Raw genomic sequence first — 24,045 nt, 5'->3', positions numbered from 1 at the left:
GAGGAACATCACGTTTCCTGTGATGTTCCTGCTTCGGGTCGGCGCTAAGTCTGCCACCCGGACGGCGGTCGTCCGGACGAGATGTCCAGCGAACTTCCAGGAAGGTCCCCCGGGGCACCTTACCTCCCGCGTCGCGGGCGCCGCCGGGCGAGGCGGTGTCATCCACGTGCCGCCCGGCCAGAGAGACTATGGGGATGAGCACAACCCGCTTTCGCCCGTCCCGCCGTTTCTGGCCCGTCTGCGCCCTCCTGGCACTCGCGGTCACCACGGCCGGTTGCAGCAGTACCGGAGGCCTCCGCGCCGAGGAGGCCCGCGCCAAGGCGTCGGCCGCCGGCGGCAGCGCCGTCACCACCCCGCGCTGGAAGGTCGCCATGGTGACCCACGCCGGTGCCGGCGACGCCTTCTGGGACAGCGTGCGCAAGGGTGCCGAGCAGGCCGCCGCCAAGGACAACATCACCTTCCTGTACTCCAACGACGCGCAGACCCAGAACCAGGTCCAGCTCGTCCAGGCCGCCATCGACCAGAAGGTCGACGGCCTGCTGGTCACCCTCGCCAAGGGCGACGCCATGGCCGACGTCCTCGGCAAGGCCAAGGCCGCCGGCATCCCCGTGATCACCGTGAACTCCGGACAGGAGTACTCCGCCAAGTTCGGCGCGCTCACCCACATCGGCCAGGACGAGTCCACCGCCGGCCAGGCGGCCGGCACCGAGCTGGCCGGCCGCGGCCGCAAGAACGTGCTCTGCGTCATCCACGAGCAGGGCAACATCGGCCAGGAGCAGCGCTGCTCCGGTGCCCAGTCCAAGGCCGGCGGCGCCTTCCAGGTGCTGTACGTGGACGGCGTGAACATGCCCGACGCCCGCGCCGCGATCTCCGCCAAGCTCCAGGCCGACCCGTCCATCGACACCGTGCTCACCCTCTCCGGCCCGATGGCCGCCACCGGCCTCCAGGCCGTCCAGGACGTCCACCGCGCCGTCGAGCTCGACACCTTCGACCTGGGGCCGCAGGTGGTGGCCGGCCTCAAGTCCGGCTCCGTCGGCTTCGCCGTCGACCAGCAGCCCTACCTCCAGGGCTACGAGGGCGTCGACCTGCTCTGGCTGTACAAGTCCAACCTGGACATGCTCGGCGGCGGCAAGCCCGTCGCGACCGGCCCGCAGATCCTGACCAAGGACGACGCCGACGCGCTCGCCGAGTACGTCGCGAGGGGGACCAGGTGAGCACCACCGACGTCCTCGCCCAGGACCGCCCGGCCGCGCTGCGCCGCCTCCTCGCCCGCCCCGAGCTCGGCTCGCTGATCGCCGCCGTCGCGGTGTTCACCGTCTTCGCGGTGGCCGCCGAACCCTTCCTGCGGGTCTCCTCGCTGGGCACCGTGCTCTACGCGGCGTCCACCATCGGGATCATGGCCGTCCCGGTCTCGCTGCTGATGATCGGCGGCGAGTTCGACCTGTCGGCGGGCGTGCTGGTCACCACCGCCGCGCTGACCTCCTCGATGGTCTCCTACCAGTTCACCGCGGTGACCTGGGTCGGCACGCTGGTCTCGCTCGCCGTCACCCTGGCCGTCGGCGCCTTCAACGGATGGATGCTCGGCCGTACCCGGCTGCCCAGCTTCATCGTCACCCTCGGCACCTTCCTGATGCTGACCGGTGCCAACCTGGGCGTCACCAAGCTGGTCTCCGGCACCGTCTCGACCAAGCCGATCTCCGACATGGAGGGCTTCGCCTCCTGCCGCTGGCTGTTCGCCTCCGAGGTCACCGTCGGCGGGCTGACGATCAAGGCCACCGTCTGGTGGTGGCTCGGCCTGCTCGCGGTCGGCAGCTGGGTGCTGCTGCGCACCCGCTTCGGCAACTGGATCTTCGCCGTCGGCGGCGACGCGGACGCCGCCCGCGCGGTCGGCGTGCCGGTCGCCCGCACCAAGACCCTGCTCTACCTCGGTGTCGGCTTCGGCGCCTGGGTGCTCGGCCAGCACCTGCTGTTCTCCTTCGACACCGTGCAGTCCGGCGAGGGCGTCGGCAACGAGCTGATCTACATCGTCGCGGCCGTCATCGGCGGCTGCCTGATCACCGGCGGCTACGGCTCGGTGGTCGGCTCCGCGCTCGGCGCGCTGATCTTCGGCATGGCCAGCAAGGGGATCATCTACGCCCAGTGGAACCCGGACTGGTTCAAGTTCTTCCTCGGCGCGATGCTGCTGCTCGCCGCCCTGCTGAACGCGTACGTCAAGCGCCAGGCCGAACGGGGGCCCCGATGAAGACCGAACTGCTCGCCCTGGAGGGCGTCGGCAAGAGCTACGGCACCGTCCGCGCCCTCCAGGACGTCTCGCTCACCCTGCACGCCGGCGAGATCAGCTGCGTGCTCGGCGACAACGGCGCCGGCAAGTCCACCCTGATCAAGATCATCTCCGGGCTGCACCAGCACGACGAGGGCACCTACACCGTCGGCGGCGAGGAGGTCCGGCTCGACTCCCCGCGCCAGGCCCTGGACCGCGGCATCGCCACCGTCTACCAGGACCTCGCCGTCGTCCCGCTGATGCCGGTCTGGCGCAACTTCTTCCTCGGCTCCGAGCAGGGCCACCGCCGCTGGGGCGGCCTGCGCCTGGACGCCGAGGCGATGCGCGCCACCACCCGCGAGGCGCTCGCCCGGATGGGCATCGACCTGCACGACGTGGACCGCCCGATCGGCACCCTCTCCGGCGGCCAGCGCCAGTGCGTGGCGATCGCCCGGGCCGTGCACTTCGGCGCCAAGGTGCTCATCCTGGACGAGCCGACCGCGGCGCTCGGCGTCAAGCAGTCCGGAGTGGTGCTCAAGTACGTCACCGCCGCCCGCGACGCCGGGCTCGGGGTCGTCCTGATCACCCACAACCCGCACCACGCGTACCTGGTCGGCGACCACTTCACCCTGCTCAAGCGGGGCCGGATGGCCGGCAGCCACCCGCGCGCCGAGATCGGCCTCGAACAGCTCACCACCGAGATGGCCGGCGGCTCCGACCTCGCCGAACTCTCGCACGAGCTGGCCCGGCCCACCGAACCCCTGCCCCGCACCGAACCGCAGCCCCGCACCGAACCCGAGCCCCGCACCGAACCCCAGCCCCGTACTGACCCCGAGCCCCGTGAGGAGCGTCCGTAGCCGTGACCAGCCCCCAAGGCAGCACCCGGCCGGCCGTCCTGCCCACCCTGCTCGGCCTCGGCCCCCGCGCCGAGCGCCGCCGCCGCGCCCTGCCCGCCGGGATACTGCGGCTGCCCACCATCGGCGTCGACATCGGCGGCACCAAGGTGGTCGCCGGAGTGGTGGACGGCGAGGGCAAGGTGCTGGAGAAGCTGCGCACCGACACCCCCGACAAGAGCAAGAGCGCCAAGGTCGTCGAGAACGTCATCGTCGACCTGGTGCTGGAGCTCGCCGACCGGCACGACGTCCACGCCGTCGGCATCGGCGCGGCCGGCTGGGTCGACGCCGACCGCTCCACGGTGCTGTTCGCCCCGCACCTGAACTGGCGGGGCGAGCCGCTCCAGCAGGCGCTCAGCGAGCGGCTGCGCTTCCCGGTGATCGTCGAGAACGACGCCAACGCCGCCGCCTGGGCCGAATGGCGCTTCGGCGCCGGGCGCGGCGAGGACCACATGGTGATGCTCACCCTGGGCACCGGCATCGGCGGCGCCGTCGTCCGCGACGGCTACGTCGACCGCGGCAAGTACGGCCTGGCGGGCGAGTTCGGCCACATGCAGGTGCTGCCCGGCGGCCACCGCTGCCCGTGCGGCAACCGCGGCTGCTGGGAGCAGTACTCCTCCGGCAACGCGCTGGTGCGCGACGCCCGCGAACTCGTCGCCGAGGAGTCCCCGGTGGTGGAGCCGCTGCTCGCCCGGGCTGGCGGCACCGTCGAGGGCATCACCGGACCGCTGGTCACCGAGGCCGCCCGGGCCGGCGACCCGACCGCCACCGAACTGCTCTACGAGGTCGGCACCTGGCTCGGCGTCGGCATCGCCAACCTGGCCGCCGCGCTCGACCCGGGCCGCTTCGTCATCGGCGGCGGCGTCTCCGAGGCCGGCGACCTGCTGCTCGGCCCGGCCCGGGACACCTTCCGCCGCACCCTCACCGGGCGCGGCTTCCGGCCCGAGGCGAGCATCGTGCACGCCGCACTCGGCAACGAGGCCGGCCTGGTCGGCGCCGCCGACCTCGCCCGGCAGGTCGCCCGCCGGTTCCGCACCATCAAGCGGCGCCGGGTCGAGCGCAGCGGCGTCTGAGTCCTTCCGCCTGATTCGGTTCCGTCAACTACCGGTTGGTAGCGGTGCGGTGTGATTGTCGGGATCATGCCTCCTGTGAGACAACGGAGTTGACGTCGACTCAGGAGGACTCGGATGAGGGCTCTGGCCCGTATCGCACCACCGCTGCTGCTCGCCACCGCCCTGGTCTGGTCCTGCGCCGGGCCGGCCGGGGCGGCGCAGGCGGCCCCGCCCCCGAAGGCCCCCGAGGCGGTGGGCCGGGGCGGAGCGGTGGCCAGCGTCGACGCCGACGCCACCGCGGCCGGCATCGAGGTGCTGCGCAAGGGCGGCAACGCGGTCGACGCGGCGGTCGCGACCGCGGCCGCCCTCGGCGTCACCGAGCCCTACTCCTCCGGCATCGGCGGCGGCGGGTACTTCGTCTACTACGACCACGCCAGCGGCCGGGTGCACACCATCGACGGCCGCGAGGTGGCCGGCCGCACCGCCGACAGCGGGCTGTTCCTGGAGGACGGCAAGCCGCTGGCCTTCGCCGACGCCGTCACCAGCGGCCTGTCCGTCGGCGTCCCCGGTACCGCGGCCACCTGGGACACCGCCCTGCGCCAGTGGGGCACCCGCACGCTCGCCGACGCCCTCCAGCCGGCCGAGCGGATCGCCGACCACGGCTTCGTCGTCGACCAGACCTTCCGCGGCCAGACCGCCGACAACTACGACCGCTTCAAGGACTTCCCGGACACCGCCAAGCTCTACCTGCCCGGCGGCAAGCCCCCCGAGGTCGGTACCGTCCTGCGCAACCCCGACCTCGCCGCCACCTACCGGCTGCTCGCCAAGGACGGCGTCAAGGCCTTCTACCAGGGCGACCTCGGCAAGGACGTGGCCAACACCGTCCAGCACCCGCCGGTCGACCCGGCCTCCGGCCGCAAGGCCCGCCCGGGCAGGATCGACACCGCCGACCTCGCCGCCTACCAGGTCCGCCGCCAGGCGCCCACCCACGTCCCGTACCGCGACTACGACGTCTACTCCATCGCCCCCTCCAGCTCCGGCGGCACCACCGTCGGCGAGGCGCTCGGCATCCTGGAGGACGGCGACCTCGGCGCGTACAGCGACACGCAGTACTACCACCACTTCCTGGACGCCTCCCGGATCGCCTTCGCCGACCGCAACCGCTGGGTCGGCGACCCGGCCTTCGGCGACGTCCCCACCAAGGAACTGCTCTCCGCGCGCTACGCCGCCTCCCGGGCCTGCCTGATCAGCCCCGACCGCGCCCTCACCAGCCCGCTCGCCCCCGGCGACCCGCGCCACCCCGCCGACTGCGCCGAGGCCGGCCCCGCCGTCGCCGAGCCCTACGAGGGCCCCAACACCACCCACCTCAGCGTGGCCGACCGCTGGGGCAACGTCGTCTCCTACACCCTCACCATCGAGCAGACCGGCGGCAGCGGCATCACCGTCCCCGGCCGCGGCTTCCTGCTCAACAACGAGCTCACCGACTTCGACTTCACCCCGCTCACCCCGGGCGTCCCCGACCCCAACCTGCCCGGCCCGGGCAAGCGGCCGCGCTCCTCGATCTCCCCGACCATCGTGCTGCGCGACGGCGAACCGCTGCTGGCCACCGGAAGCCCCGGCGGCGCGACCATCATCACCACCACCCTCCAGGTGCTGCTCGGCCGGCTCGACCGGGGCCTGAGCCTGGAACAGGCCATCGCCGCACCGCGCGCCAGCCAGCGCAACACCGTCGCCACCCAGGCCGAGCCCGGCTTCCTGGCGCTGCCCGAACGGGCCGCCCTGGAGGCGCTCGGGCACAGCTTCACGTCCGTCGCCGAGATCGGTGCCGCGACCGGCGTCGAACGGCTGCCGGACGGGCGGTGGGTGGCCGCGGCCGAACCGGTCCGGCGCGGGGGCGGCTCCGCGGCGGTGGTCCGGCCCACGGGCTGACCGGGCCGTGAGCCGGCCGGGCCGCGCTGTCGGTGCCGGGCGGTATGTTCGGGGTGGGCGTCCCCTCGGGGGGTGCCCACCCCTCGTCTTGACCGAACCACCCGTCCGTACCGAAGCACCCGTCCGTACCGAACCACCGGGAAGGCCGCCCGCCGTGACCGTCCGCATCGCCACCTGGAACATCAACTCCGTCACCGCGCGGCTGCCCAAGCTCCTGGAGTGGCTGGAGAGCGCCAAGCCCGACGTGCTCTGCCTCCAGGAGCTCAAGTGCGCGGCCGACGCCTTCCCGTACGAGGAGGTGCGCGCCCTCGGGTACGAGACCGCGGCCCACGGCACCGGCCGGTGGAACGGCGTCGCGATCGTCTCCCGGCTCGGCCTGGACGACGTCGTGCGCGACCTGCCCGGCCAGCCCGGCTACCTCGCCGACGGCGCCCTGCTGCCCGACGTCGAGCCGCGCGCCGTCGCCGCCACCTGCGGCCCGGTCCGGGTCTGGTCGGTCTACGTGCCCAACGGCCGCGAGGTCGACCACGCCCACTACCGCTACAAGCTGGAGTGGCTGCAGGCGCTGCGCACGGCCGCCACCGAGGACGCCGCCGGGCCCCGCCCGTTCGCCGTCCTCGGGGACTTCAACATCGCCCCCGCCGACGAGGACGTCTACGACGTCGCCGCCTTCGAGGGCCTCACCCACGTCACCCCCGCCGAGCGGGCCGCGCTGGAGGCCCTCGGCGAGGTGGGCCTGCACGACGTGGTGCCGCGCCCGCTCAAGTACGACCGCCCCTACACCTACTGGGACTACCGCCAGCTGGCGTTCCCCAAGAACCGGGGCATGCGGATCGACCTCACCTACGCCAACAAGCCCTTCGTGGACGCCGTCACCGACAGCTATGTGGACCGCGAGGCCCGCAAGGGCAAGGGCACCTCGGACCACGCGCCGGTCGTGGTGGACCTCGACCTGTGAATCACCCTGGGTGAGGGGTGGTAACCCGAACGGTCCCGACCGGTGGCCGGGGCCGGGCGGGCTGCCTACCGTCGGGCATAACCGGGTGCAGTTGTTCGACCACGTGGACATCGGAGTCCCCCCGGCTGCGCCCGAGAATCCCGGAGGTTCCGGCATGCGCCCCTTGCGTACGGCCGCCGCCGCCCTGATCGGCGCGACGGTGCTGACCGGCCTGACGGCCCCCCTCGCATCCGCCAGGGACGGCTCGGCCTCGGTCAGCCCGTCCCAGGCCGCACCGGGCCAGACCGTGAAGCTCACGGTCTCCTGTGAGAAGTCGGACAAGCCCGACGCCAAGACCATCACCGCCCACTCCGCCGCGTTCGAGGGCGGTCCGGCCACCCTCACCCTGGGCTCCGACGGCAAGCACAGCGGCACGGCCCGACTGGCCGGCCAGCACTCCGGGGACAACAAGATCGACGGCACCTGCCCGGACGGCGGGGCGTTCTCCACCAAGGTCGCGGTCGCCGGCGTCCCGGTCGCCGGCTCCGACAGGGGCTCCGACAAGGGCTCCGACAAGGGCCCTGAGAAAGGCCCTGAGAAAGGGCCCGAGAAAGGCGCCGAGAAGGGTCCCGAGAAAGGCCTCGGTGACTGGGGCAAGGCGGCCGGCGAGTGGGCGGGCTCGCTCGGCCAGTCCGGCGCCGGCGGCCAGCAGGTCGCCCCGCACGGCGCCGTGAACACCGGCCTCGGCGGTTCTGTCGCGGCCGATCCGGCGGAGCTGGCCGGGGGCCTGGCCCTGGTGGCGGGCGGAGTCGGAGGATTCTGGCTGCTGCGGCGGCGCGGTGCCTGATGGGCACCGCGCCTTTTTGCCTTTCCCGCGCGCCGTCGGACCCTGACCGGGCCGGCGGCGCACAGGCGTGTCAGCCGGCCTGCGGTGCGGGGTTCCGCTGCTGCTGAGGCCCGTGCCCGGTTCCCTTCCCGTGCTTGTTCTCGTGCCCGGGTTCGAGCTCACGGTGCCCGTGCTCGTGCTCGTGCTCGTGCCCGTGCCCGTGCCCGTGCCGGAGGGTGCCGCTGGCCAGCAGGTACTGGGCCAGGACGTACGTCGCCATGATCCAGAACTGGTGCCCCGGCAGTTCCCGCCACTTCGCCAGCTGGGTGGCGATCAGCGTGTCGGACAGCAGGAACAGCGCCCCGCCCAGCCCGGTCCGCCAGCCCAGCCCGGCCGAGGTGACGGCCGTGGAGGCGAGCAGCAGGCTGTAGCCGGCCACCGGGATCCGCAGGTCCCCGAGGTCCGGCCAGAGCTGCCCGACCATGGCCGCCCAGGCGGTTGCGTACGCGGCCGCCACCACCAGGGCCCGCCGACGGTCGGTCAGCGCCCCGCGCCGGACGAACATCGTCACGTAGCAGACGTGCGCCGCCGCGAACGAGCCCATCCCGGCAAGGAAAGCGGTGTCGTTCTTCAGCTGGAGCAGCACGTCCCCGCCCGCGCTCAGCAGCAGTGCCGGGGCCAGCGGCTTCGGCGCCCGCCGCCCGGCGGTGGCGGCCGCGGCGACGCTGTGCGCGGCCAGCAGCGGCATCAGGGCCGGCTTGGTGGCGTTCTGCAGCACGGACGCGCCGGAGGCGATCGCGCCCAGGTGCGTCGCCGAGGCGGCCGCGAAGCCGCCGAGCAGGCCGGCGGCCGAGCGCAGGCGGCCGCCGAGGACGGCACGGGTGGTCGTACGGATGCTCATGCGGCTGCTGACCTCCGGGGTCGGGCGGTGGGGGAGTGGGACGAACCCTAAGCGACCCGCCGGTGCGGCGGAAGAGCGGGTTACCGGTGCGTAACCCGGGTGGTGCGGGGCGGGTGACGGCGCGGCGGCGGGTGCGGGCCGGCGGGTGGCGTAGCGGAGGGCGGCCGGTCACTTCGGCGCACGGCCGGTTGCTGCCACCGGGTGACCCGGCCACCGTCTAGTCTGGTCCCCGACATGGAGCAGCAGGAGTACGCGGTCGGCGCCACCCGGGTGGCCACCGGCAGGCCGGACGGGCGCACGGGCGGGACGGGGCGGAGGCCCACCGACGCCCTCCTCGCCGTACGCGAACCCGCGGCCGGGCCGGCGCCCGAAGCCGTGTCCGGCCCCCGTGCTGACGCCGCGCCGACCAGGCCCGCGCCCGAGCCGGGCGCCGCCTCCGTGCTCTCGCCCGACCCGGGCCTGCTCCGGCTCGCCCACTGGTTCGCCGCCGCCACCCCCGGCACCGCCGACGACCTGTGCGCCGCCTCCTTCGGCCTCTACCCGGCCCGCCATCTCGGCGCCCCCGCCGAAGCGGCGCCCGACGCCGACGTCAGCTGGTGGCACGGCCCCACCGCGCACGCCACCGCCGCCCTGCGCTCCCGGGAGCCCCGCCCCGTCGGCGGTCTGCGCCGCGCCCGGCGGGACGCCTCCGCGCTGCCCGTCGTCCGGTCAGGTGCCAAGCCGGGCAGGCCCGGCAGGCACCGCAAGCCCGAGCGCACCCGCCCGGTGCCGGGCGCGCAGGACCGTTCCGGCCAGGACCTTCCGATACCGGCCCCGGCCCCGCCCGTCGCGGACGTCTCCGCCTCGCCCCTTCCCGCCGTCGACCTGCCCGCCGCCGAACGCCGGATCGCCGCCCGGCTGCTGCTCGCCCACCCGTTGGTCACCGCCTCCGGCCCGCACGCCGACGGCTTCCCGCTGATCCGCCGTCACCGCGACTGGCTCGTCGAACGCTTCGACGCCCTGCTCGGCTACCGGCTCGTCGTCGGCCCCTGGCACGCCCGGCTCTGCAAGGCCGGTCTCGGCCCCGGCGCCGCCCGCCGCCTCGAACACCCCGCGACCGGTGCCCCGTTCACCCCCGCCGGTTACGCCCAACTCGCCCTCGCTCTCGCCCTGTTGGTCGACGCCCCCGAGCAACTGCCGTACGGGCGGCTGCTGGACGCCATGCGCGCCGTGGCGCCGGGCCTCGCCGCCGGCCCGGCCGACCGTGCGATGGCCCTCGCCGCGCTCGCCGACTGGCAGGTCCTCGGCGACCTGCCGGCCGGCGGGGCCGGCCCGGCCGACCCCGCCGCCCGGGCCGCCGTACTGACCGTCGACCGCGAACTCGCCCGCGCCGTCCCGGTCGGCCCGCCCGCCCTCGCCGACGACGCCGCCGACCTGATCCGCCGCGCCGCCGACGCCGAACCCGCCACCGCCGTGCGCCGTCTGCTCGCCGAGACCCCCGCCGTCCTCGACGCCGACCTCCCCGAGGACCGGCGCGCCTGGTTGCACGAGCACCGGCTGAGCGGCCCGGCCGCGCTCGCCGACTTCCTCGGCCTGGAGACCGAGCTGCGGACCGAGGGTGTCGCCCTGCTCGACCCGGCCGACGAGCTCACCGACCTCGTCTTCCCCGGCGCCGGCCCCCTGCCGCAGGCCGCCCTGCTGCTGCTCGAACGCCTGGTGGAGGAAGTCCGCCCGCTGCCCGGCGAGACCACCACCGGCGGCGACGTCCCGATCCCCGACGCGCTGATAGACGGCCTCCTCGGCGACATCGCCGACGAGTACGGCCTCCCGGCCCGCTGGCGCCGCGACTACCTCGCCGACCGCACCGCGCTGCGCCGCGACGCCCTCGACCTGCTCCACAACCTCGGCCTGATCACCCCCACCCCCCGCGGCAGCCGCCCCCCGGGCTGGCTCCTGCGCCCGCCCGCCGCCCGCTACGCCCCCGCCCCGGACTTCCACCCCGTCCCCGGCACCGGCCGCCACTCCCGCCCCGCGCCGGCCGGGGCCCGGGAGCAGCGGCACGCCTGAGGCCGGTCCGCCGCCCGGCTCCGCCGTCGTGCCTCGCCGTCTCGCCTCGTCGCTCCGCCGTCGCCGGAAAGGCGGAAGCACCGCGTCCGGGGGCGGACGGCGGTGCTGAAGGGGCGGATCGGACGGTCAGTCGGTCGCTTTCTCGCCGGTCGCTTTCTCGCGGGTCACTTTCTCGCCGTGGCCGTGGTGGCGGCGACGGTGTCGTGCTGGACGGTCTCGACGGTGGCGCCGACGCCGAAGGTGCCGAGGGCGATGGAGGCGAGGACGGCGGTGGCGGCGAGGAGCCGGCGGTGGCGCCGGGGGAGCGGGAAGCGCGGTTCCTGGTAGGGCGCCTGAGGGCTGGCGTTCATGACAGGGAGGGTCCCAGGGTGGTGTGAACGGTCGGTACGCGCGGGTGAAGTCCGGGCGGGGGTTGGGCGTCGGTTGGCCGCGTACGCCCCACCTGCACGGGTGGGGCGTACGCGCTGGTCAGCGGCGTGGTGTGCGTTCGGCGAGGGCCTCGCCGACGGCGACCCGGACGGCGTCGCGCAGGCCGTGCACGGGGTGCAGGCGGGACGGGCCGGCGGCCGGGTCCTCGCGGAGCTCCTTCACCAGGGACACGCAGAGCAGCAGCATCACGGCCACGAACGGCAGCGCGACCAGGATCGTCGCGTTCTGCAGCGCGGTGAGCCCGCCGGCCAGCAGCAGGGCGGCGGCGACCCCGCCCATCAGCACGCCCCAGACGACCACGAGCCAGGTGCGCGGGTGCAGCGAGCCGCGGCTGGAGAGCGAGCCGAGGACGAGGGAGGCGGAGTCGGCGCTGGTGATGAAGAAGGTCATCACCAGCAGCACGGCGACGACGCTGGTGGCGGAGCCGAGCGGCAGCGAGCGCAGCATCTCGAACAGCGAGGCCTCCGCGCCCTTCGGGATGGTCGCGACCAGGTCGGCCGCTCCGGTGGAGACCAGCCGGATCGCGGTGCCGCCCATCACGCAGAACCAGATCACGGTGGCCCCGCTGGGTACCAGCAGGACGCCGATCAGGAACTGCCGGATGGTGCGGCCGCGGGAGATACGGGCGATGAAGGTGCCGACGAAGGGGGCCCAGGAGAGCCACCAGGCCCAGTAGAAGATCGTCCAGGAGCCGAGCCAGCTCTCGTCGGTGAAGGCCCCGGTCTGGGTGGACATGCCGAGCAGGTCGGAGAGGTAGCCGCCGACGGTGGAGGGGATCGCGTCCAGCGCGAACACCGTCGGGCCGAACACGAAGACGAAGAGCATGATCAGCGAGGCCAGGACGACGTTCGCGGTGGAGAGCCACTTGACGCCCTTGTGGACGCCGGAGAAGGCGGAGAGCACGAAGGCGGCGGTCAGCGAGCCGATGATGATCAGCTGGGCGTTCTGGGTGTTGCGCACGGAGGTGATGTAGCCGAGGCCGTCGGCGACCTGGAGCGCGCCGAGGCCGAGGCTGGTGGCGGAGCCGAAGACGGTGGCGAAGACTGCCAGCAGGTCGATCGCGCGCCCGGGCCAGCCGTCGGCGCCGCGCTGGCCGATGAGCGGGACGAAGGCGGCGGAGATGCGGTTGCCGCGGCCCTTGCGGAAGGTGGTGTAGGCGAGGGCGAGGCCGCCGACGGCGTAGATCGCCCACGGGTGCAGCGTCCAGTGGAACAGCGAGAACTCCAGGGCCTGCTGGGCGGCGGCCGCGCTCTGCGGTTCCAGGCCGGAGCCGGGCTGCGGGGTGGCGAACAGCTGGAGCGGCTCGCCGACGCCGTAGAACATCAGGCCGATGCCCATGCCGGCGCTGAACATCATGGCGACCCAGGCGAGGGTGGAGAACTCGGGTTCGTCGTCGTCGCGGCCGAGCCGGATGCGGCCGAAGCGGCTGAAGGCGAGCAGCACGGTGAGGACGAGGAAGACGTCGGCGGCCACCACGAACAGCCAGCCGAAGTTGTGCAGAACCCAGCCGAGCGCGGCACTGGAGGTCCGGCCGAGCGAGTCCTCGGCGAAGACGCCCCAGGCGACCACGGCCAGCACCAGGGCGGCGCTGATCCCGAACACCGCCCGGTCGACGGGCAGGGTCGCGGCGGGTTCGTCGGGCTCCTCCGCGTGTTGGTCGGGCTGCGGCGGCTGGCTGCTCATCGGGTGGACTCTCCTGCCTCGGGGCGGACGGGGGCTTCGGCGACATCGGCGGATTAAAGCTGCATGTCGCACTATGTCCAGTTCGTGCCGCGAGGGGCGGGAGGGCGCGCCGGGGAGGCGGAGGGAGGGGACTTACGTCCCGTCAGGCCGGGTGCTCACGGGCCGGGGCGTGCGCGGCGAGCCGCAACCACGGGCGGAAGCCGTCCGGCACCGGGGAGTTGAGCCGGCTGTCGCGTCGGACGGGTCAGGGCCGGTGGGCGCCGGACGGGACCTCGTAAGGCGCCGGGTAGGGCGTCTCGTACGGGTTCAGCACCAGCCGCACCACGTCCTCCAGTCGCCGGCGGGCGTCGCCGAGAGTGGTGCGTCCGGTCACCCAGGCGGTCAGCTCGCCCTGCCAGGCGTGGGCGACGATGTGCCGCACCAGGTCGCTGGCGGCGGCCGGCACCTCGGTCGTCACCGCCTGGAGGGCGGTGCTGTCGGCCCGGGCCATGCCCTGCAGGGTCTCGCTGGCGAACGGATCGGTGGAGGCGGCGACGGCCACCCGCAGCCGGGCCAGCTCGGGCTGGCGCTGGTAGGCCCGCATCCCGCCGCGGACGAAGCGGACCGCCCGGTCGGTGGCCCCCAGCCCGGCGCGCGGGCCGCGCAGCTCCGCCACCAGGTCGGCCAGCAGCAGGCGGTGCCACTCGGCGATCGCCGCGGCCAGGAGGTGGTCCTTGGAGGAGAAGTAGCGGTACGCCGTCCCCAGGGCGACTCCGGACCGCTCGCAGACCTGTTTCATCTGCAGCCGTTCGACGCCGATCTCGTTCACCAGGGCGAGCGCGGCCGCGATCAGGCTTCCGCGGCGTTCGAGCTGGCGCGGAGACATCGCCTCCACCGGCCGTGGTGACAGGTCAACCTTGGTCACCCGCACCATGATACGGGCCGGGGCCGCTCAGGAGTATGACGCCGACCGGCCCCCTTGCGTTCGCCGTGCGGTCACCGTCGCCGGGGCCGGGGGCGGTGACCGCTTCGTCCCGTCCCGTCCCGCGCCGGGTCAGCGCAGTCGGCGGATCAGCGACTCCTGCACGGCGGAGGCGACCAGCCGACCGTCCCGGTCGTAGAACTCGCCGAGCGACAGCCCCCGGCCGTCCGAGGAGGACGGGCTGCGCTGGGCGAACAGCAGCCACTCGTCGGCCCGGAACGGGCGGTGGAACCACATCGCGTGGTCGAGCGAGGCGATCAGCAGCCGGGGCGGCTCGGTGCGCTGGAAGAAGTTCGGCTGCTCGTGCAGCCCGGCGGTGGAGGCCAGCGTGAGGTCGGAGAGGTAGGTGAGCGCGCAGACGTGCAGGAGCGGGTCGCCCTCGGGCAGCGGGGAGGCGATGCGCAGCCAGACGAACTGCTGCGGCATCCCCGGCACGGACGCCGGCACGCCCGGCGCGTCCGGCGGGACGAAGCGCAGTTCGAGGTCGCGGAAGCCGCCGGTGCCGGTGATCGCCGCGCGCAGGGCCGGGTCCCAGAGCGAGAAGGCGTCCGGCAGGGTCTCCGGCCCGGGCAGCGGCGGCATCGTGCGGTGGCGGTCGGTGGCGGTCTCGGGGCGCTTGAAGGAGGCGGAGAGGGTGAAGATCGCGTTCTGGTTCTGCACCGCCGTCACCCGGCGGGTGGTGTAGGAGACGCCCTCGCGGACCCGTTCGACCTCGTAGTGGATCGGCTGGGACGGGTCTCCGGGGAGCAGGAAGTAGCCGTGCAGCGAGTGCACCGCGCGCGGGCCCTCGCAGGTGCGGCCGGCGGCGGTGAGCGCCTGCGCGGCGACCTGTCCGCCGAAGGCGCGCATCGGCGCCCCGGCGTGGCAGCGGCCCCGGAACGTGTTCTCGTCCAGTCGTTCCAGCTCCAGCAGTCCGGCGAACGCGCCGGTCGGGCGGTCGGCCCGGATTTCCTGTTCGGTCAGGTCGGTCACGGGCCCATAGTGGCAGAATTCCGCCGCGTCGCGGTGTGACCTGGGTAACGCCCGGGGACTCCGACACCGGGTAGAACCTGTTCCAGTGCGGTCGCGATCCGACGGATTGTCAGTGCCCTCACCTAGCGTGTTCGGCATGACGCAATCCGCACACGCGTACGCCTATCTGCGCCCGTCCGCCGTCCTCGACGGCGCCGACGGCCGGCGCCTCGACCTGGCCACCTCCGGCGGCGCCACCCCGCTCGGGGAGGCGGCCAACCCGCGCTTCTTCGCGGGCTTCCTGGCCGACCCGGCGCCGGCCGCCGCCGCGCTGCTCGCGGTCGCGGACGTCGCCGCCGCGCGGTACTACCAGCCGCAGCTGCGCGCCTCGCTCGACCCGGTGGTCACCGCCAACGGGGACCGGCTGCGCTTCGAGTCGTTCTCCGGCTGCTGCGGCGTCTACGCCCGGCTCGACGTGCTCCAGGCCGGCCTCGACGGCGACGAGATCGGCCACGGCACCACCAACGTGGACGTCAACAACCCGCTGCGGGAGGCCCTGAGCAGGATCGGCCCGACCGACCCGCTGCACCTCGCGGTCGGGCCGGACGCGCTGGAGGTCACCAGCTTCGACGGGCCGCTGGTCGAGAAGAAGGTGCCGCTGCCGCAGCGCTGGCTGCGCGGCTTCGCCGAGACCCAGGTCGTCGCCGCCGGCTTCGACCTGCGCGCCGAACTGCCCGCCGCCGAGGCGGTCCGCTTCCTGCGCTCGCTGCCGCGCGGCGGCCGTACCAGCACTGCCTGGGTCGTCCCGGCCGGGCGGACGCTGCGGCCCACCACCCGGCCGGTGCCCGGCGCGGTCTGCCTGCCCGGGCCCGACCGACTGGTGGCGCTCCAGCGGGTGCTGCGGCACGCGCTCGCCCTGCGGGTGTACGGCCCGGTCGCCGCCACCGGCCCGGCCGCCTCGGCGTGGGAGGTGGTCCTGCCCGGCATGCGGCTCACCCTGACCCTCTCGCCCGACGCCTCCCGGGGCTTCTCCGGCGAGGGCGGGGTGCTCGGCGCGCTCGCCACCGGCACCGCCGAGCAGGACGCCGACCTCGTCGCGGTGCTGCTCGCCTGGGAACCGCGGATCGAGGTCGCCGACCTCGCCGAGCAGTCCGGGCTCAGCCACGACCGGGTCCGCGCCGCGCTCACCCGGCTCGGCACCGCCGGGCAGATCGGCTACGACACCGCCGAGGCCGCCTACTTCCACCGCCAGCTCCCGTACGACGCCGGGCGGGCCGAGGCCGCCAACCCGCGGCTGCGCGCCGCCCGGGCCCTGGTCGCGGCCGGCGCGGTGCGGCTGGAGCCGGGCGGCACGACGGCCGTCGTCACGGTGGACGACCACATCCAGCGGGTGCGTACGGACGAGGCGGGGCGCCTCGGCTGCACCTGCCTCTGGTGGGCCAAGTACCGCGGCGGGCGCGGTCCGTGCAAGCACGCGCTGGCGGTCGCGATGGTGCGGGAGGCGGGCCGGCGGGTGGCCGGGGAGCAGGTTCCGACGGTTCCGGCGCTTTCGACGCTTCCGGTGGTTCCGGGGGTTGTGGCGGTTCCGACGACGGAGAAGGGGGTCCAGGCGTGAGCGCGGTGGCACGGAGGTCGGAAACGGTGCTGGGCGGAGCGGAGGCGGCGCCGATGCCGGAGGCGGCGCGGGGCGGGGCGGCGGTCGAGGACCTGCTCGCCGCCGTCCGGGGCGGGCGGATCCCGCAGATACCGGCGCTGGTCGCCGCGCTGGACCAGGCGCAGCGCCGGGACTGCCTGCCCGCGCTGAAGGCGCTGCGCAAGGAACTGCGCGACGACTGGTCGAAGGAGTCGATCCGCAGCAAGGGTGCCCTGATGCTGGCCGGTGCCGGCTGCCACACCGGCCCGGCCGGCGCCGCCACCTGGCTCGGCGGCCGCGACTTCACCGTGCGGGAGTGGGCCAAGCACCCCGCGTTGGCCCAACTCGTCGCGGCGCAGCCGGTGGAGTGGCAGATCGAGGTGGCCACCCGGCTCGCCGACCGTCAGGTGCCGCGCTGGGGTTGGTCGCTGTACTCGGTGATCGAGGACGTGGTGCACCGCACCGGCTGCGCGGTGCCGCAGAGCGAGCCCTTCGTCCGCGAGTGGATGGACCGCAAGCGCCTGGCCAGTGGCCCGCAGCCCACCCTGCTCGCACTGCTGCGGGCCGACGTGTTCACCCCGGTGCTGCTGCCCCGGGTGTTCGAACTCGCCGACGTCGGCGTGCCGTTGTCCTGGCGGTTCAGCGGACGCCGCGGGGACGCCTGGACGGAGGCGATCGCCGACCTCGCCGCTGCCGGAGACCTGGACCGGGCCGACCTGATCGACCGCTGCCTGGCCCGGCTGCTGCGCGGCGGCAAGCCGGCGGACCAGCGCTTCTTCCTGGACGTGCTGTGCGCCCTCGCCCCGACGCAGCAGGAGTACGCGGCCCGGGTACGGGACGTGCTGCCACTGCTGGACGGGCTGTCGGTGGTCGCCGGGCACGCCCAGGAGGTGCTCGCCGGGTTGGACGAGGCCGGGCTGATCGAGCCCGAGGTGCTGGTCGAGTCCTCCGCGGTGGTGCTGTTCCGGACCGAGAAGAAGCTCGTCCGCGCCCAACTCGGCTGGCTGGAGCGGGCGGCCCGGCGCGAGCCCGGGCGGTCCGGGCCGGTGGTGCTCGCCGCCGCCGAGGCCTTCGGGCACCCGGACCAGGCCGTCCAGGAGCGGGCGCTGAACGTGGTGGCCCGGCACCTGCGCGCGGCCGGGGAGGCCGTCCTGCCCGAACTGCGCCTCGCTGCCGAGGCGTTGAACCCCGCCCACCATCAGCGCGCCGGAGAACTGTTCGGCGCACCGGTCGGTGGCGACGGCGACGACGACCCGGACACCGGGTGGAACGAACTCCTCCCGCCCGCCCCCCAGCCCCTCCCGCTCGGCCCGCCGATCGCCTCGGCGGCCGAACTCGCGCAAGAGCTGTCCGCCCTGCTCGCCGCCGACGAGCCGGAGCCGGCGGTCTTCGAGCGCGTGCTGGACGGCCTGGTCCGCCAGGCCCACCAGGACCGGGCGGCGCTCGCCGAGGCGCTGGAGCCGGTCCGGCGGGTCCACCCGTGGAGAGGCGTCGACCGCTGGCGCGACTGCTCGCCCCGGGACGTCCTCCACGTCGTGGCCGCGGTGGCGGGTGAGACGCCGTCGCACCGGGCCTGGGACTTCCTCAGCGGCAAGAAGAAGCGCTCCCCGCTGCGCGGCCAGAACAACACCGCGCAGGGCACCGCCCTCGCCGCCCGGCTGGAGGAGGCCGCCTGGCAGGTGACCGACGACCGGCCGCCCTACCTGCTGGCCATCCCGACCGACACCACCGGGGCGCTCGACCCCGGCACGCTGGTCGAACGCCTCGCCGGGTACCAGGCGGCGGGCATCACCCCCGGCCGGGCCGACCTGTGCGCGGCCCTGCTACGGGTCGGCCCCCGCGCCGACGCCGGGGTCCTGCGCGCCGCCGACGCGCTCACCTCGCCGTCCGGGCGGTGGGCCGCCCAGTGGCTGCGCGCCGGCGGCCTGCCCGACCAGCCGTCCGAGCGGGTGCTGTTCGCCCCCGGCCGGGGCTCGAAGCACGGCCACCAGTACGCGGACCGCTGGTGGGAGGACGTCCGGCGGGTGGCCGTCGCCCAGCCCGGCATCGGGGCCGGCCCGAAGGGCCCGGACGGCGAGCGGCTCGCCCCCGAGTTCCGGGCGCTGCTGGAGGGCACCGAGCCGAGCGTGGCCCGGGCCCGCAAGGTGGGCGACTGGACGTGGCGGCCCACGGCGCACTGGGCCGCGATGCTCCCCTGGCACCGGGAGGAACTGGCGGCCCGGTGGCTCGACCACTTCGCCGCCGGCGCCGACCGGGACGAGCGCGACGCGGGCCGGCTGCTGCCCGCTCTCGCCGAGGCCGGCGGCCCGGCCGGGCTCGCTCTGCACCTGGCGCTGGCCTACGGCCTGGGCGCCCGGCACACCGAGGACCGGACGGCGGCCGTCGACGCCCTGCTGGTGCTCGCCGCCCGCGGCGACCTGGACGGCGCGCAGCTCGGCCGCGAACTCGGCGCGCTGGTCGACTGCGGCGCGGTGAAGCTCAACCGGCTCGCGGCGGCGCTCACCCTGGCCGCCGGGACGGGCGCCTACGGCACGGTCTGGTCGGTGCTCGGGCCTGCGCTGCCGGTCCTGCTGGGCGGCGAGGGCACGCCCGCCCGGGGCCTCGGCGACCTGCTCGCCCTCGCGGCGGACTGCGCCCGGCGCACCCGCGCCCGGGGGCCGGTGGCCGAGGTGACGGCGACGGCGGAGCAGGGCGGATCGAGCCGCCTGGTCAAGGAGGCCCGCGCCCTGCGGGACGTCCTGGCGGGGTGACACCGCGGCCGCCGACAGGGCGGGGAGCACCACCGGGTGACGGCGCGCAGGCGGGGGTTTGACGACACGCCCTAGGGTGGGCGGGACTTTCGCCCGCCCCGTCCCACCGGAGTGCTCGTGTTGCACCTGCGCCTGATCGTCCCGCCCGACCTGCGGGAGCCCGTGCTCAGCAGCCTGGACGCCGTGGTCGGGGTGACGCACGTCGTGGTGCTGCCGGGCGCGGCCGTACGGCCCGCCGGGGACGTGGTGCTCTGCGACGTCGCCCGCGAGTCGGCGGACGAGGTCCTGGGGGCGCTGCGCGGGACCGGCCTGCCCGAGCGCGGGGCGATCGACGTCTCCGACATCGAGCTGACCATCTCGGCGGCCGCCGACGAGGCCGAGCGGCTGGCCCCGGGGGAGGGGGCCGACGCGCTGGTCTGGGAGTCGGTCTCCGAGATCACGCACGAGGAGTCCACCCTCACCTGGGTGTTCCTGGCCTTCCTCACCGTGGCGACCATGCTGGCCGCGTGCGGCGCGGTGCTGGACAGCGCGGTCCTGGTCGTCGGGGCGATGGCGGTCGGGCCGGAGTTCGGGCCGCTGGCCGGGCTGTGCGTGGCGCTGGTCCAGCGGCGGCTGCGCCCGGCACTGCGGTCGCTGAACGCGCTGGTCACCGGCTTCGCGGTGGCGATGGCGCTGACCGTCGGGTTCTCTCTGCTGATGGACGGGCTCGGGCTGTTCAGCGAGGCCAAGTTCGCCGCCGCGCGGCCGAACACCTCGTTCATCTGGCAGCCCGACGCGACGTCCTTCGTGGTCGCCTTCCTGGCGGGCATCGCGGGCGTGCTCTCGCTGACCTCCTCGAAGGCCGGGATGCTGGTCGGAGTGGCGATCTCGGTGACCACGGTGCCCGCCGCCGCCAACGCCACCGTCGCGCTCGGGTACGGGGAGTTCCGCCAGTTCTGGGGCTCCAGCGTGCAGTTGCTGCTGAACCTGCTGGGGATCGTGCTGGCCGGGGTGCTGACCCTGCTGGTGCAGCAGCGGGCCTGGGCGCTGATCCGCCTCCGGCGGCCGGGGGCGGAGGAGTGACGGCGGGCGGCTGACAGCGAACGGATGACGGGCTTCAGCGAACGGATCTCGAAATCTGCTCGCTGAGATCCGTCGCCCGCTCCCGGACCGGCACCGCCCTGCGGTCCCCGACCAGTGGCTCGATGCCGCGGGGCGTGGCCGCGACCGCGCGCCACCACAGCCGCAGCGCGGGCGGGTCGACCGGTTCGAAGGGCTTGCCGGGCCGGGGCACCGCCAGCCGGGCGCCGAGCGCCTGCGCCGCCGTGACCACCCGTTCGGCGGGCTCCTCCCAGGGGTGCGTCGCCAGGTTGAAGGTGCACCAGTGGATCGGCAGCAGCAGATCGCCGCCGAGGTCCAGGTGCGCCCGGACGCCCTCCTCGGGCGTCATGTGCACCTCGGGCCAGAAGTCGCTGTACGCGCCGACCTGCATCAGCGTCGCGTCGAACGGCCCGAGCCGGCGGCCGATCTCGGCGAAGCCCGGGAAGTAGCCGGTGTCCCCGCTGTGGAAGATCCGGTGCCCGCCGCCGGCCACCACCCAGGACGCCCAGAGGAACAGCGCGCTGGTGCGCGGGCCGCGGCTGCAGTAGTGCCGGGCCGGGGTGGCGGTGAGGGTGAGCCCGGCGACCTCGACCGACTCCCACCAGTCGAGTTCGGCGATCCGCCGGGCCGGTACTCCCCAGCGCTCCAGGTGCGCGCCGACGCCGAGCGGGACGGCGAACACCGCGGCCGTCCCGATCAGCTCGCGGATGGTGGCCATGTCGAGGTGGTCGTAGTGGTCGTGGGAGATCACCACCACGTCCACCGGCCCGAGTTCGGACAGCGGAAGCGGCATCGGGTGCAGCCGTTTGGGCCCCGTCCAGGCGAACGGCGAGCAGCGCTCGCCCCACACCGGGTCGATCAGGACCCGCCGCCCGCCGATCTCGGCGAGCACGGTGGCGTGGCCGAGCCAGGTGAGCCGCAGTCCGGAGTCCGGCGGCAGGGCGAGGTCGACCGGGAGCAGCCGGTGCACGGGTACGGCGGCGGTCGGCGCCCGGCGGGTCTTGTCCCCGGTCAGCTGGGCGCGGGTGATCTCCAGCGGGCTGCGCTCGTAGACCAGGCGGCGGGTGGGCAGCGGGTTGCGGAAGGCGCCGTCGGCGAACTGCGGGGAGCGGTGGATCCGGGCCAGCCGTTCGCCCCGGGGCTCGGCCCCGAATGCCTCGGCCCGGACCCGGTGCCAGGCCGCGCGGGGCAGTCGGGCCAGGTCCGACCCGGTGCGGTTCGCCGTCGGGCCGAGGGCCGGGCTGGTGGTCGGGCTGCTGGTCGGCGGGGTGGTGAACTGCGAGGACAGACCGGCGAGGCGGGAGAACCAGGGGGCGGGGCGGGGCAAGGCTCCTCCAAGGACGGTCACGGCTACCGGGCATGCCGGGGCGCGTATCCGGGCGACTGGTGAGGCCACTGCGATACGACAACCATCTCGTCGGAGATTACTCGTCATGGGCCGTCCGGACCTGGTGAGCGGCCCCGCGCGGGCCATTCGGCGTACCCCGCCCCGGCCGCGCGCCCACCGCCCGCCCAGGGCCACCGCCCGGTGCCGCCACGCTTAGAAGCGTCCGGTGCCGCTACGCGTAGAAGCGGGTGATCGTCTCCGCGACGCAGTGCGGCTTGGCGCTCTCCGCGCTGGTGATCGTGAACCGCACCAGCGCCTGGACCCCGCCCGGCACCTCGGTGGCCGAGAGCAGTTCGGCGGTGGCCCGGATCGCGGTGCCCACCGGCACCGGCGCCGGGAAGCGCACCTTCTCCGAACCGTAGTTCAGCGCCATGCGCACGCCCTCGACGCCGTAGCACTCCTTCGCCAGCACCGGGATCATCGACTGGGTCAGGTAGCCGTGCGCGATGGTCGAGCCGAACTGGCTCTCCTTGGCCCGCTCCGGGTCCACGTGGATCCACTGGTGGTCGCCGGTCGCCTCGGCGAACAGGTCGATCTGCCGCTGTCCGATGGTGTGCCACTCGCTGGTGCCCAGTTCGGTGCCGACGGCGGCGGTCAGATCGGCGAGGGAGGCGAAGCTCGTCACGGTGCGCTCCTGGGGGAGGGGTCAGGACGCCGGAAGCGTATGCGTACCCGCCGGTATCTGTCAGCGGTGCGGAACCGGGAACCCCGGAACCCCGGAACCCGGGGGCGCGGCGGCCTGCGGGTGTCTCAGGAGCGCAGCGCCCCGCGCCCCGGCGCGTCCTGCCCGGTCGGGAACAGTCGCCGACCGCTGACCAGTTCCGGCACCAGCGCGACGAACATGGGCTCCGGGTCCCCCACCCACGGCCGCAGGCCGGAGCGCAGCACCCGCCGCACCTGCTCGGGCTCGCGCACCACGTCCGCCCGGCCGTGGACCAGCACGCTCCAGCCCGTCCGGGTGACCGGGTCCAGCAGGTCCGCCTGGAAGGCCACCACCGTGCCGTCAAGCCCGCGCGCGGTGGCACTTCCCCGGCGCACGGCGAGCACCAACCGCCCGTCCAGGACCTCGAAGGAGACCGGTAGCACGGCCGGCAGCGCGTGCTCGGTGTACACCACGCGCCCGACGGGCACGGTGCTGAGCAGCCGCAGGCACTCGGCCTCGCTCAGGGTCTCCACACGGTCCTCACGCTCCATGCGTCCGATCGTCCTCCGGTCGGCGCGTGTGCCGATAGGGCCCATGGTCCCTGAGCGGACGGGCCGGGAGCCCCGTCGGCGGCCGCCCGGAGCGGTAGCCTGCCCGGCGGCGGTACGGTACGCGCCCCTGCTCACCACGGCAGCGGCGGGCGCGGCGGGCGGCCCCGGGTGCGCCGGGGCCGGCATGGGAGGGGGCGTGCGGATGGCGGGCGGGGTCGACCTGGTGGTGATCGGGGCGAACGGGGGGCCCGATCGGGGCTTCGGGGGCTCGGCGCTGGCGCCGGACGGGGCCCGGCTGCTCGCGCGGGTGCTGCCCGGGATGTGGTTCGACGTCGGCGCGGCCGGCTGCCGGGTCACCGAGGTGGCGCCGGACGCGGACGCCAACGCGATGCTCACCGCCGTCCGGGAGGCCGCCCAGCACCCGGGCCGGTGGCTGGTGGTCTGCCTGGTCGGCCAGTTGGCGGTCGATCCGCGCGGGCGCCGGCTCGCCCTGGTGACCGGCGGCAGCACCGCCGACAACGCCTACCGGCGCGGCCTGGCCTGGGACTGGGTGGTCAGCGCGATGGTGCACGGCGACCACGAGGAGGCCCTGCTGCTGGTCGACGCGGTGGCCGACCGGGACACCTGGGCGGCGCTGGAGCGCGGCGGCGGCGAGGACGGCGCGGGCGAACTGCTGGCCTACCCGCGCGTCCCGCTGTGGGGCCGGGTCGGCCGGTACACCCCGGGCAGACGCGGCCGGGACGCCGTGCTGCCGGGTGGTGAGGGTTCGTTCAGCCACGCCCTGACCACCGTGCTGCGGCAGGGCGTCCCGGGTGCCCCGGCCGCCGTCGCCCCGCTGGACCTCCAGCCGTCCGTCGCCGCGCTGCTCGACGGGGGCGAAGCGCCGGGTGGTTCGGGTGCGCCGGGCGCGCGCCTGCTCGTTCCGCCGCAGGGCGGGCGCCTGTTGATGCGCAATCGGGCCGCGGTTCGGGGCGCATTGGCCGGATTGTCGCTTTCCGAAGAACTGTTGGCCGTTCTGTGGCGGGAAAGTGCCCCGACGGAACCGCCTTCCGCGTAAGGTCAGGTGGCCTGAGGTGTTGCCGTGATGGGGTGGGTTGGCGAAGAATCGATCCCCAGCGGAAACACCTGCGGGA

The 24,045-nt window shown here is 74.8% G+C and carries 20 protein-coding genes; 12 read left to right on the top strand and 8 right to left on the bottom strand.

The genetic code is table 11. The features are described 5' to 3' along the window. Window positions 1-194: 194 nt before the first annotated feature. The 7 genes from ACFVTF_RS18345 (at window position 195) to ACFVTF_RS18315 (ending at window position 7,918) form a co-directional block, all read left to right on the top strand. On the top strand, window positions 195-1,214 hold the full coding sequence (locus tag ACFVTF_RS18345; RefSeq protein WP_387814596.1) for a sugar ABC transporter substrate-binding protein: 1,020 nt from the start codon (window positions 195-197) through the stop codon (window positions 1,212-1,214). After that, complete coding sequence (locus ACFVTF_RS18340) at window positions 1,211-2,242, top strand: ABC transporter permease (protein WP_363616784.1); 1,032 nt, start codon at window positions 1,211-1,213, stop codon at window positions 2,240-2,242. The genes ACFVTF_RS18345 and ACFVTF_RS18340 overlap by 4 nt, the downstream gene beginning before the upstream one ends. Next, complete coding sequence (locus tag ACFVTF_RS18335) at window positions 2,239-3,117, top strand: ATP-binding cassette domain-containing protein (RefSeq protein WP_387814594.1); 879 nt, start codon at window positions 2,239-2,241, stop codon at window positions 3,115-3,117. Before ACFVTF_RS18340 ends, ACFVTF_RS18335 begins: the two co-directional genes overlap by 4 nt. Window positions 3,118-3,119: 2 nt before the next feature. Then, complete coding sequence (locus tag ACFVTF_RS18330; protein WP_371520780.1) at window positions 3,120-4,226, top strand: ROK family glucokinase; 1,107 nt, start codon at window positions 3,120-3,122, stop codon at window positions 4,224-4,226. 114 nt (window positions 4,227-4,340) lie between these two features. After that, a complete protein-coding gene (gene ggt, locus ACFVTF_RS18325) occupies window positions 4,341-6,134 on the top strand; it encodes a gamma-glutamyltransferase (RefSeq protein ID WP_387814591.1) in 1,794 nt (597 codons plus the stop codon). Window positions 6,135-6,288: 154 nt separating this feature from the next. After that, window positions 6,289-7,092: an exodeoxyribonuclease III gene (locus tag ACFVTF_RS18320; protein ID WP_063350028.1), complete on the top strand. Its 804-nt coding sequence runs from the start codon at window positions 6,289-6,291 to the stop codon at window positions 7,090-7,092. Between the two features lie 154 nt (window positions 7,093-7,246). Next, window positions 7,247-7,918 carry a hypothetical protein gene (locus tag ACFVTF_RS18315; RefSeq protein ID WP_387814589.1) on the top strand — a complete coding sequence of 224 codons (672 nt, stop codon included), beginning with the start codon at window positions 7,247-7,249 and terminating at the stop codon, window positions 7,916-7,918. 70 nt (window positions 7,919-7,988) lie between these two features. On the opposite strand, the gene ACFVTF_RS18310 is transcribed toward ACFVTF_RS18315, so the two are convergent. After that, complete coding sequence (locus ACFVTF_RS18310) at window positions 7,989-8,798, bottom strand: lysoplasmalogenase (RefSeq protein WP_387814587.1); 810 nt, start codon at window positions 8,796-8,798, stop codon at window positions 7,989-7,991. A 234-nt stretch (window positions 8,799-9,032) separates the two neighbouring features. Between ACFVTF_RS18310 and ACFVTF_RS18305 the strand changes: the two genes are divergently transcribed. Continuing rightward, window positions 9,033-10,844 carry a DUF2398 family protein gene (locus ACFVTF_RS18305; RefSeq protein ID WP_387814585.1) on the top strand — a complete coding sequence of 604 codons (1,812 nt, stop codon included), beginning with the start codon at window positions 9,033-9,035 and terminating at the stop codon, window positions 10,842-10,844. 164 nt (window positions 10,845-11,008) lie between these two features. On the opposite strand, the gene ACFVTF_RS18300 is transcribed toward ACFVTF_RS18305, so the two are convergent. The 4 genes from ACFVTF_RS18300 to ACFVTF_RS18285 all read right to left on the bottom strand — a co-directional run bounded on the left by ACFVTF_RS18300 (window position 11,009) and on the right by ACFVTF_RS18285 (window position 14,889). Continuing rightward, window positions 11,009-11,194 carry a hypothetical protein gene (locus ACFVTF_RS18300; RefSeq protein ID WP_371520793.1) on the bottom strand — a complete coding sequence of 62 codons (186 nt, stop codon included), beginning with the start codon at window positions 11,192-11,194 and terminating at the stop codon, window positions 11,009-11,011. Window positions 11,195-11,312: 118 nt separating this feature from the next. Further along, window positions 11,313-12,956: a BCCT family transporter gene (locus ACFVTF_RS18295; RefSeq protein WP_371520796.1), complete on the bottom strand. Its 1,644-nt coding sequence runs from the start codon at window positions 12,954-12,956 to the stop codon at window positions 11,313-11,315. Window positions 12,957-13,200: 244 nt separating this feature from the next. Further along, complete coding sequence (locus tag ACFVTF_RS18290) at window positions 13,201-13,860, bottom strand: TetR/AcrR family transcriptional regulator (protein WP_350875391.1); 660 nt, start codon at window positions 13,858-13,860, stop codon at window positions 13,201-13,203. A gap of 129 nt (window positions 13,861-13,989) precedes the next feature. Then, complete coding sequence (locus tag ACFVTF_RS18285; RefSeq protein ID WP_387814582.1) at window positions 13,990-14,889, bottom strand: acyl-CoA thioesterase; 900 nt, start codon at window positions 14,887-14,889, stop codon at window positions 13,990-13,992. Window positions 14,890-15,025: 136 nt separating this feature from the next. On the opposite strand from ACFVTF_RS18285, the gene ACFVTF_RS18280 reads away from it, so the two are divergent. From ACFVTF_RS18280 to ACFVTF_RS18270, 3 genes are all read left to right on the top strand, one after another. Continuing rightward, window positions 15,026-16,483: an SWIM zinc finger family protein gene (locus tag ACFVTF_RS18280; RefSeq protein ID WP_387814580.1), complete on the top strand. Its 1,458-nt coding sequence runs from the start codon at window positions 15,026-15,028 to the stop codon at window positions 16,481-16,483. After that, a complete protein-coding gene (locus ACFVTF_RS18275) occupies window positions 16,480-19,251 on the top strand; it encodes a DUF6493 family protein (RefSeq protein WP_387814578.1) in 2,772 nt (923 codons plus the stop codon). Before ACFVTF_RS18280 ends, ACFVTF_RS18275 begins: the two co-directional genes overlap by 4 nt. A 117-nt stretch (window positions 19,252-19,368) precedes the next feature. After that, window positions 19,369-20,313 (top strand): DUF389 domain-containing protein, encoded by a 945-nt coding sequence (locus tag ACFVTF_RS18270; protein WP_387814576.1) that lies wholly within the window; start codon window positions 19,369-19,371, stop codon window positions 20,311-20,313. A 34-nt stretch (window positions 20,314-20,347) separates the two neighbouring features. Here ACFVTF_RS18270 and ACFVTF_RS18265 read toward each other — a convergent pair whose 3' ends face one another. From ACFVTF_RS18265 to ACFVTF_RS18255, 3 genes are all read right to left on the bottom strand, one after another. Further along, window positions 20,348-21,532, bottom strand: a complete 1,185-nt coding sequence (locus ACFVTF_RS18265) for an MBL fold metallo-hydrolase (protein WP_371522932.1) — start codon at window positions 21,530-21,532, stop codon at window positions 20,348-20,350. Between the two features lie 358 nt (window positions 21,533-21,890). Then, the gene (locus tag ACFVTF_RS18260; RefSeq protein WP_350875401.1) at window positions 21,891-22,343 is read right to left on the bottom strand and encodes a MaoC family dehydratase; all 453 of its coding nucleotides are present in this window, start codon (window positions 22,341-22,343) and stop codon (window positions 21,891-21,893) included. A 125-nt stretch (window positions 22,344-22,468) separates the two neighbouring features. Then, a complete protein-coding gene (locus ACFVTF_RS18255) occupies window positions 22,469-22,912 on the bottom strand; it encodes a pyridoxamine 5'-phosphate oxidase family protein (protein ID WP_371520811.1) in 444 nt (147 codons plus the stop codon). A 202-nt stretch (window positions 22,913-23,114) separates the two neighbouring features. Here ACFVTF_RS18255 and ACFVTF_RS18250 point away from each other — a divergent pair, with 202 nt between their 5' ends. Then, window positions 23,115-23,969: a hypothetical protein gene (locus tag ACFVTF_RS18250; RefSeq protein ID WP_387814574.1), complete on the top strand. Its 855-nt coding sequence runs from the start codon at window positions 23,115-23,117 to the stop codon at window positions 23,967-23,969. Window positions 23,970-24,045: the final 76 nt, after the last annotated feature.

The sequence above is a fragment of the Kitasatospora sp. NPDC057940 genome (assembly GCF_042887425.1).
In the GTDB taxonomy this organism is placed as follows: Bacteria; Actinomycetota; Actinomycetes; order Streptomycetales; family Streptomycetaceae; genus Kitasatospora.
Note: the sequence above shows the minus strand (reverse complement) of the source record. Positions and strands in the feature narration are given on the sequence as shown.

Bases quoted from the DNA above. Each gene is read 5' to 3' on its own strand.
- ACFVTF_RS18345 (WP_387814596.1), top strand. From the start codon at position 195: ATGAGCACAACCCGCTTTCGCCCGTCCCGCCGTTTCTGGCCCGTCTGC.
- ACFVTF_RS18335 (WP_387814594.1), top strand. From the start codon at position 2,239: ATGAAGACCGAACTGCTCGCCCTGGAGGGCGTCGGCAAGAGCTACGGC.
- ggt (WP_387814591.1), top strand. From the start codon at position 4,341: ATGAGGGCTCTGGCCCGTATCGCACCACCGCTGCTGCTCGCCACCGCC.
- ACFVTF_RS18315 (WP_387814589.1), top strand. From the start codon at position 7,247: ATGCGCCCCTTGCGTACGGCCGCCGCCGCCCTGATCGGCGCGACGGTG.
- ACFVTF_RS18310 (WP_387814587.1), bottom strand. From the start codon at position 8,798: ATGAGCATCCGTACGACCACCCGTGCCGTCCTCGGCGGCCGCCTGCGC.
- ACFVTF_RS18305 (WP_387814585.1), top strand. From the start codon at position 9,033: ATGGAGCAGCAGGAGTACGCGGTCGGCGCCACCCGGGTGGCCACCGGC.
- ACFVTF_RS18300 (WP_371520793.1), bottom strand. From the start codon at position 11,194: ATGAACGCCAGCCCTCAGGCGCCCTACCAGGAACCGCGCTTCCCGCTC.
- ACFVTF_RS18295 (WP_371520796.1), bottom strand. From the start codon at position 12,956: ATGAGCAGCCAGCCGCCGCAGCCCGACCAACACGCGGAGGAGCCCGAC.
- ACFVTF_RS18280 (WP_387814580.1), top strand. From the start codon at position 15,026: ATGACGCAATCCGCACACGCGTACGCCTATCTGCGCCCGTCCGCCGTC.
- ACFVTF_RS18255 (WP_371520811.1), bottom strand. From the start codon at position 22,912: ATGGAGCGTGAGGACCGTGTGGAGACCCTGAGCGAGGCCGAGTGCCTG.
- ACFVTF_RS18250 (WP_387814574.1), top strand. From the start codon at position 23,115: ATGGCGGGCGGGGTCGACCTGGTGGTGATCGGGGCGAACGGGGGGCCC.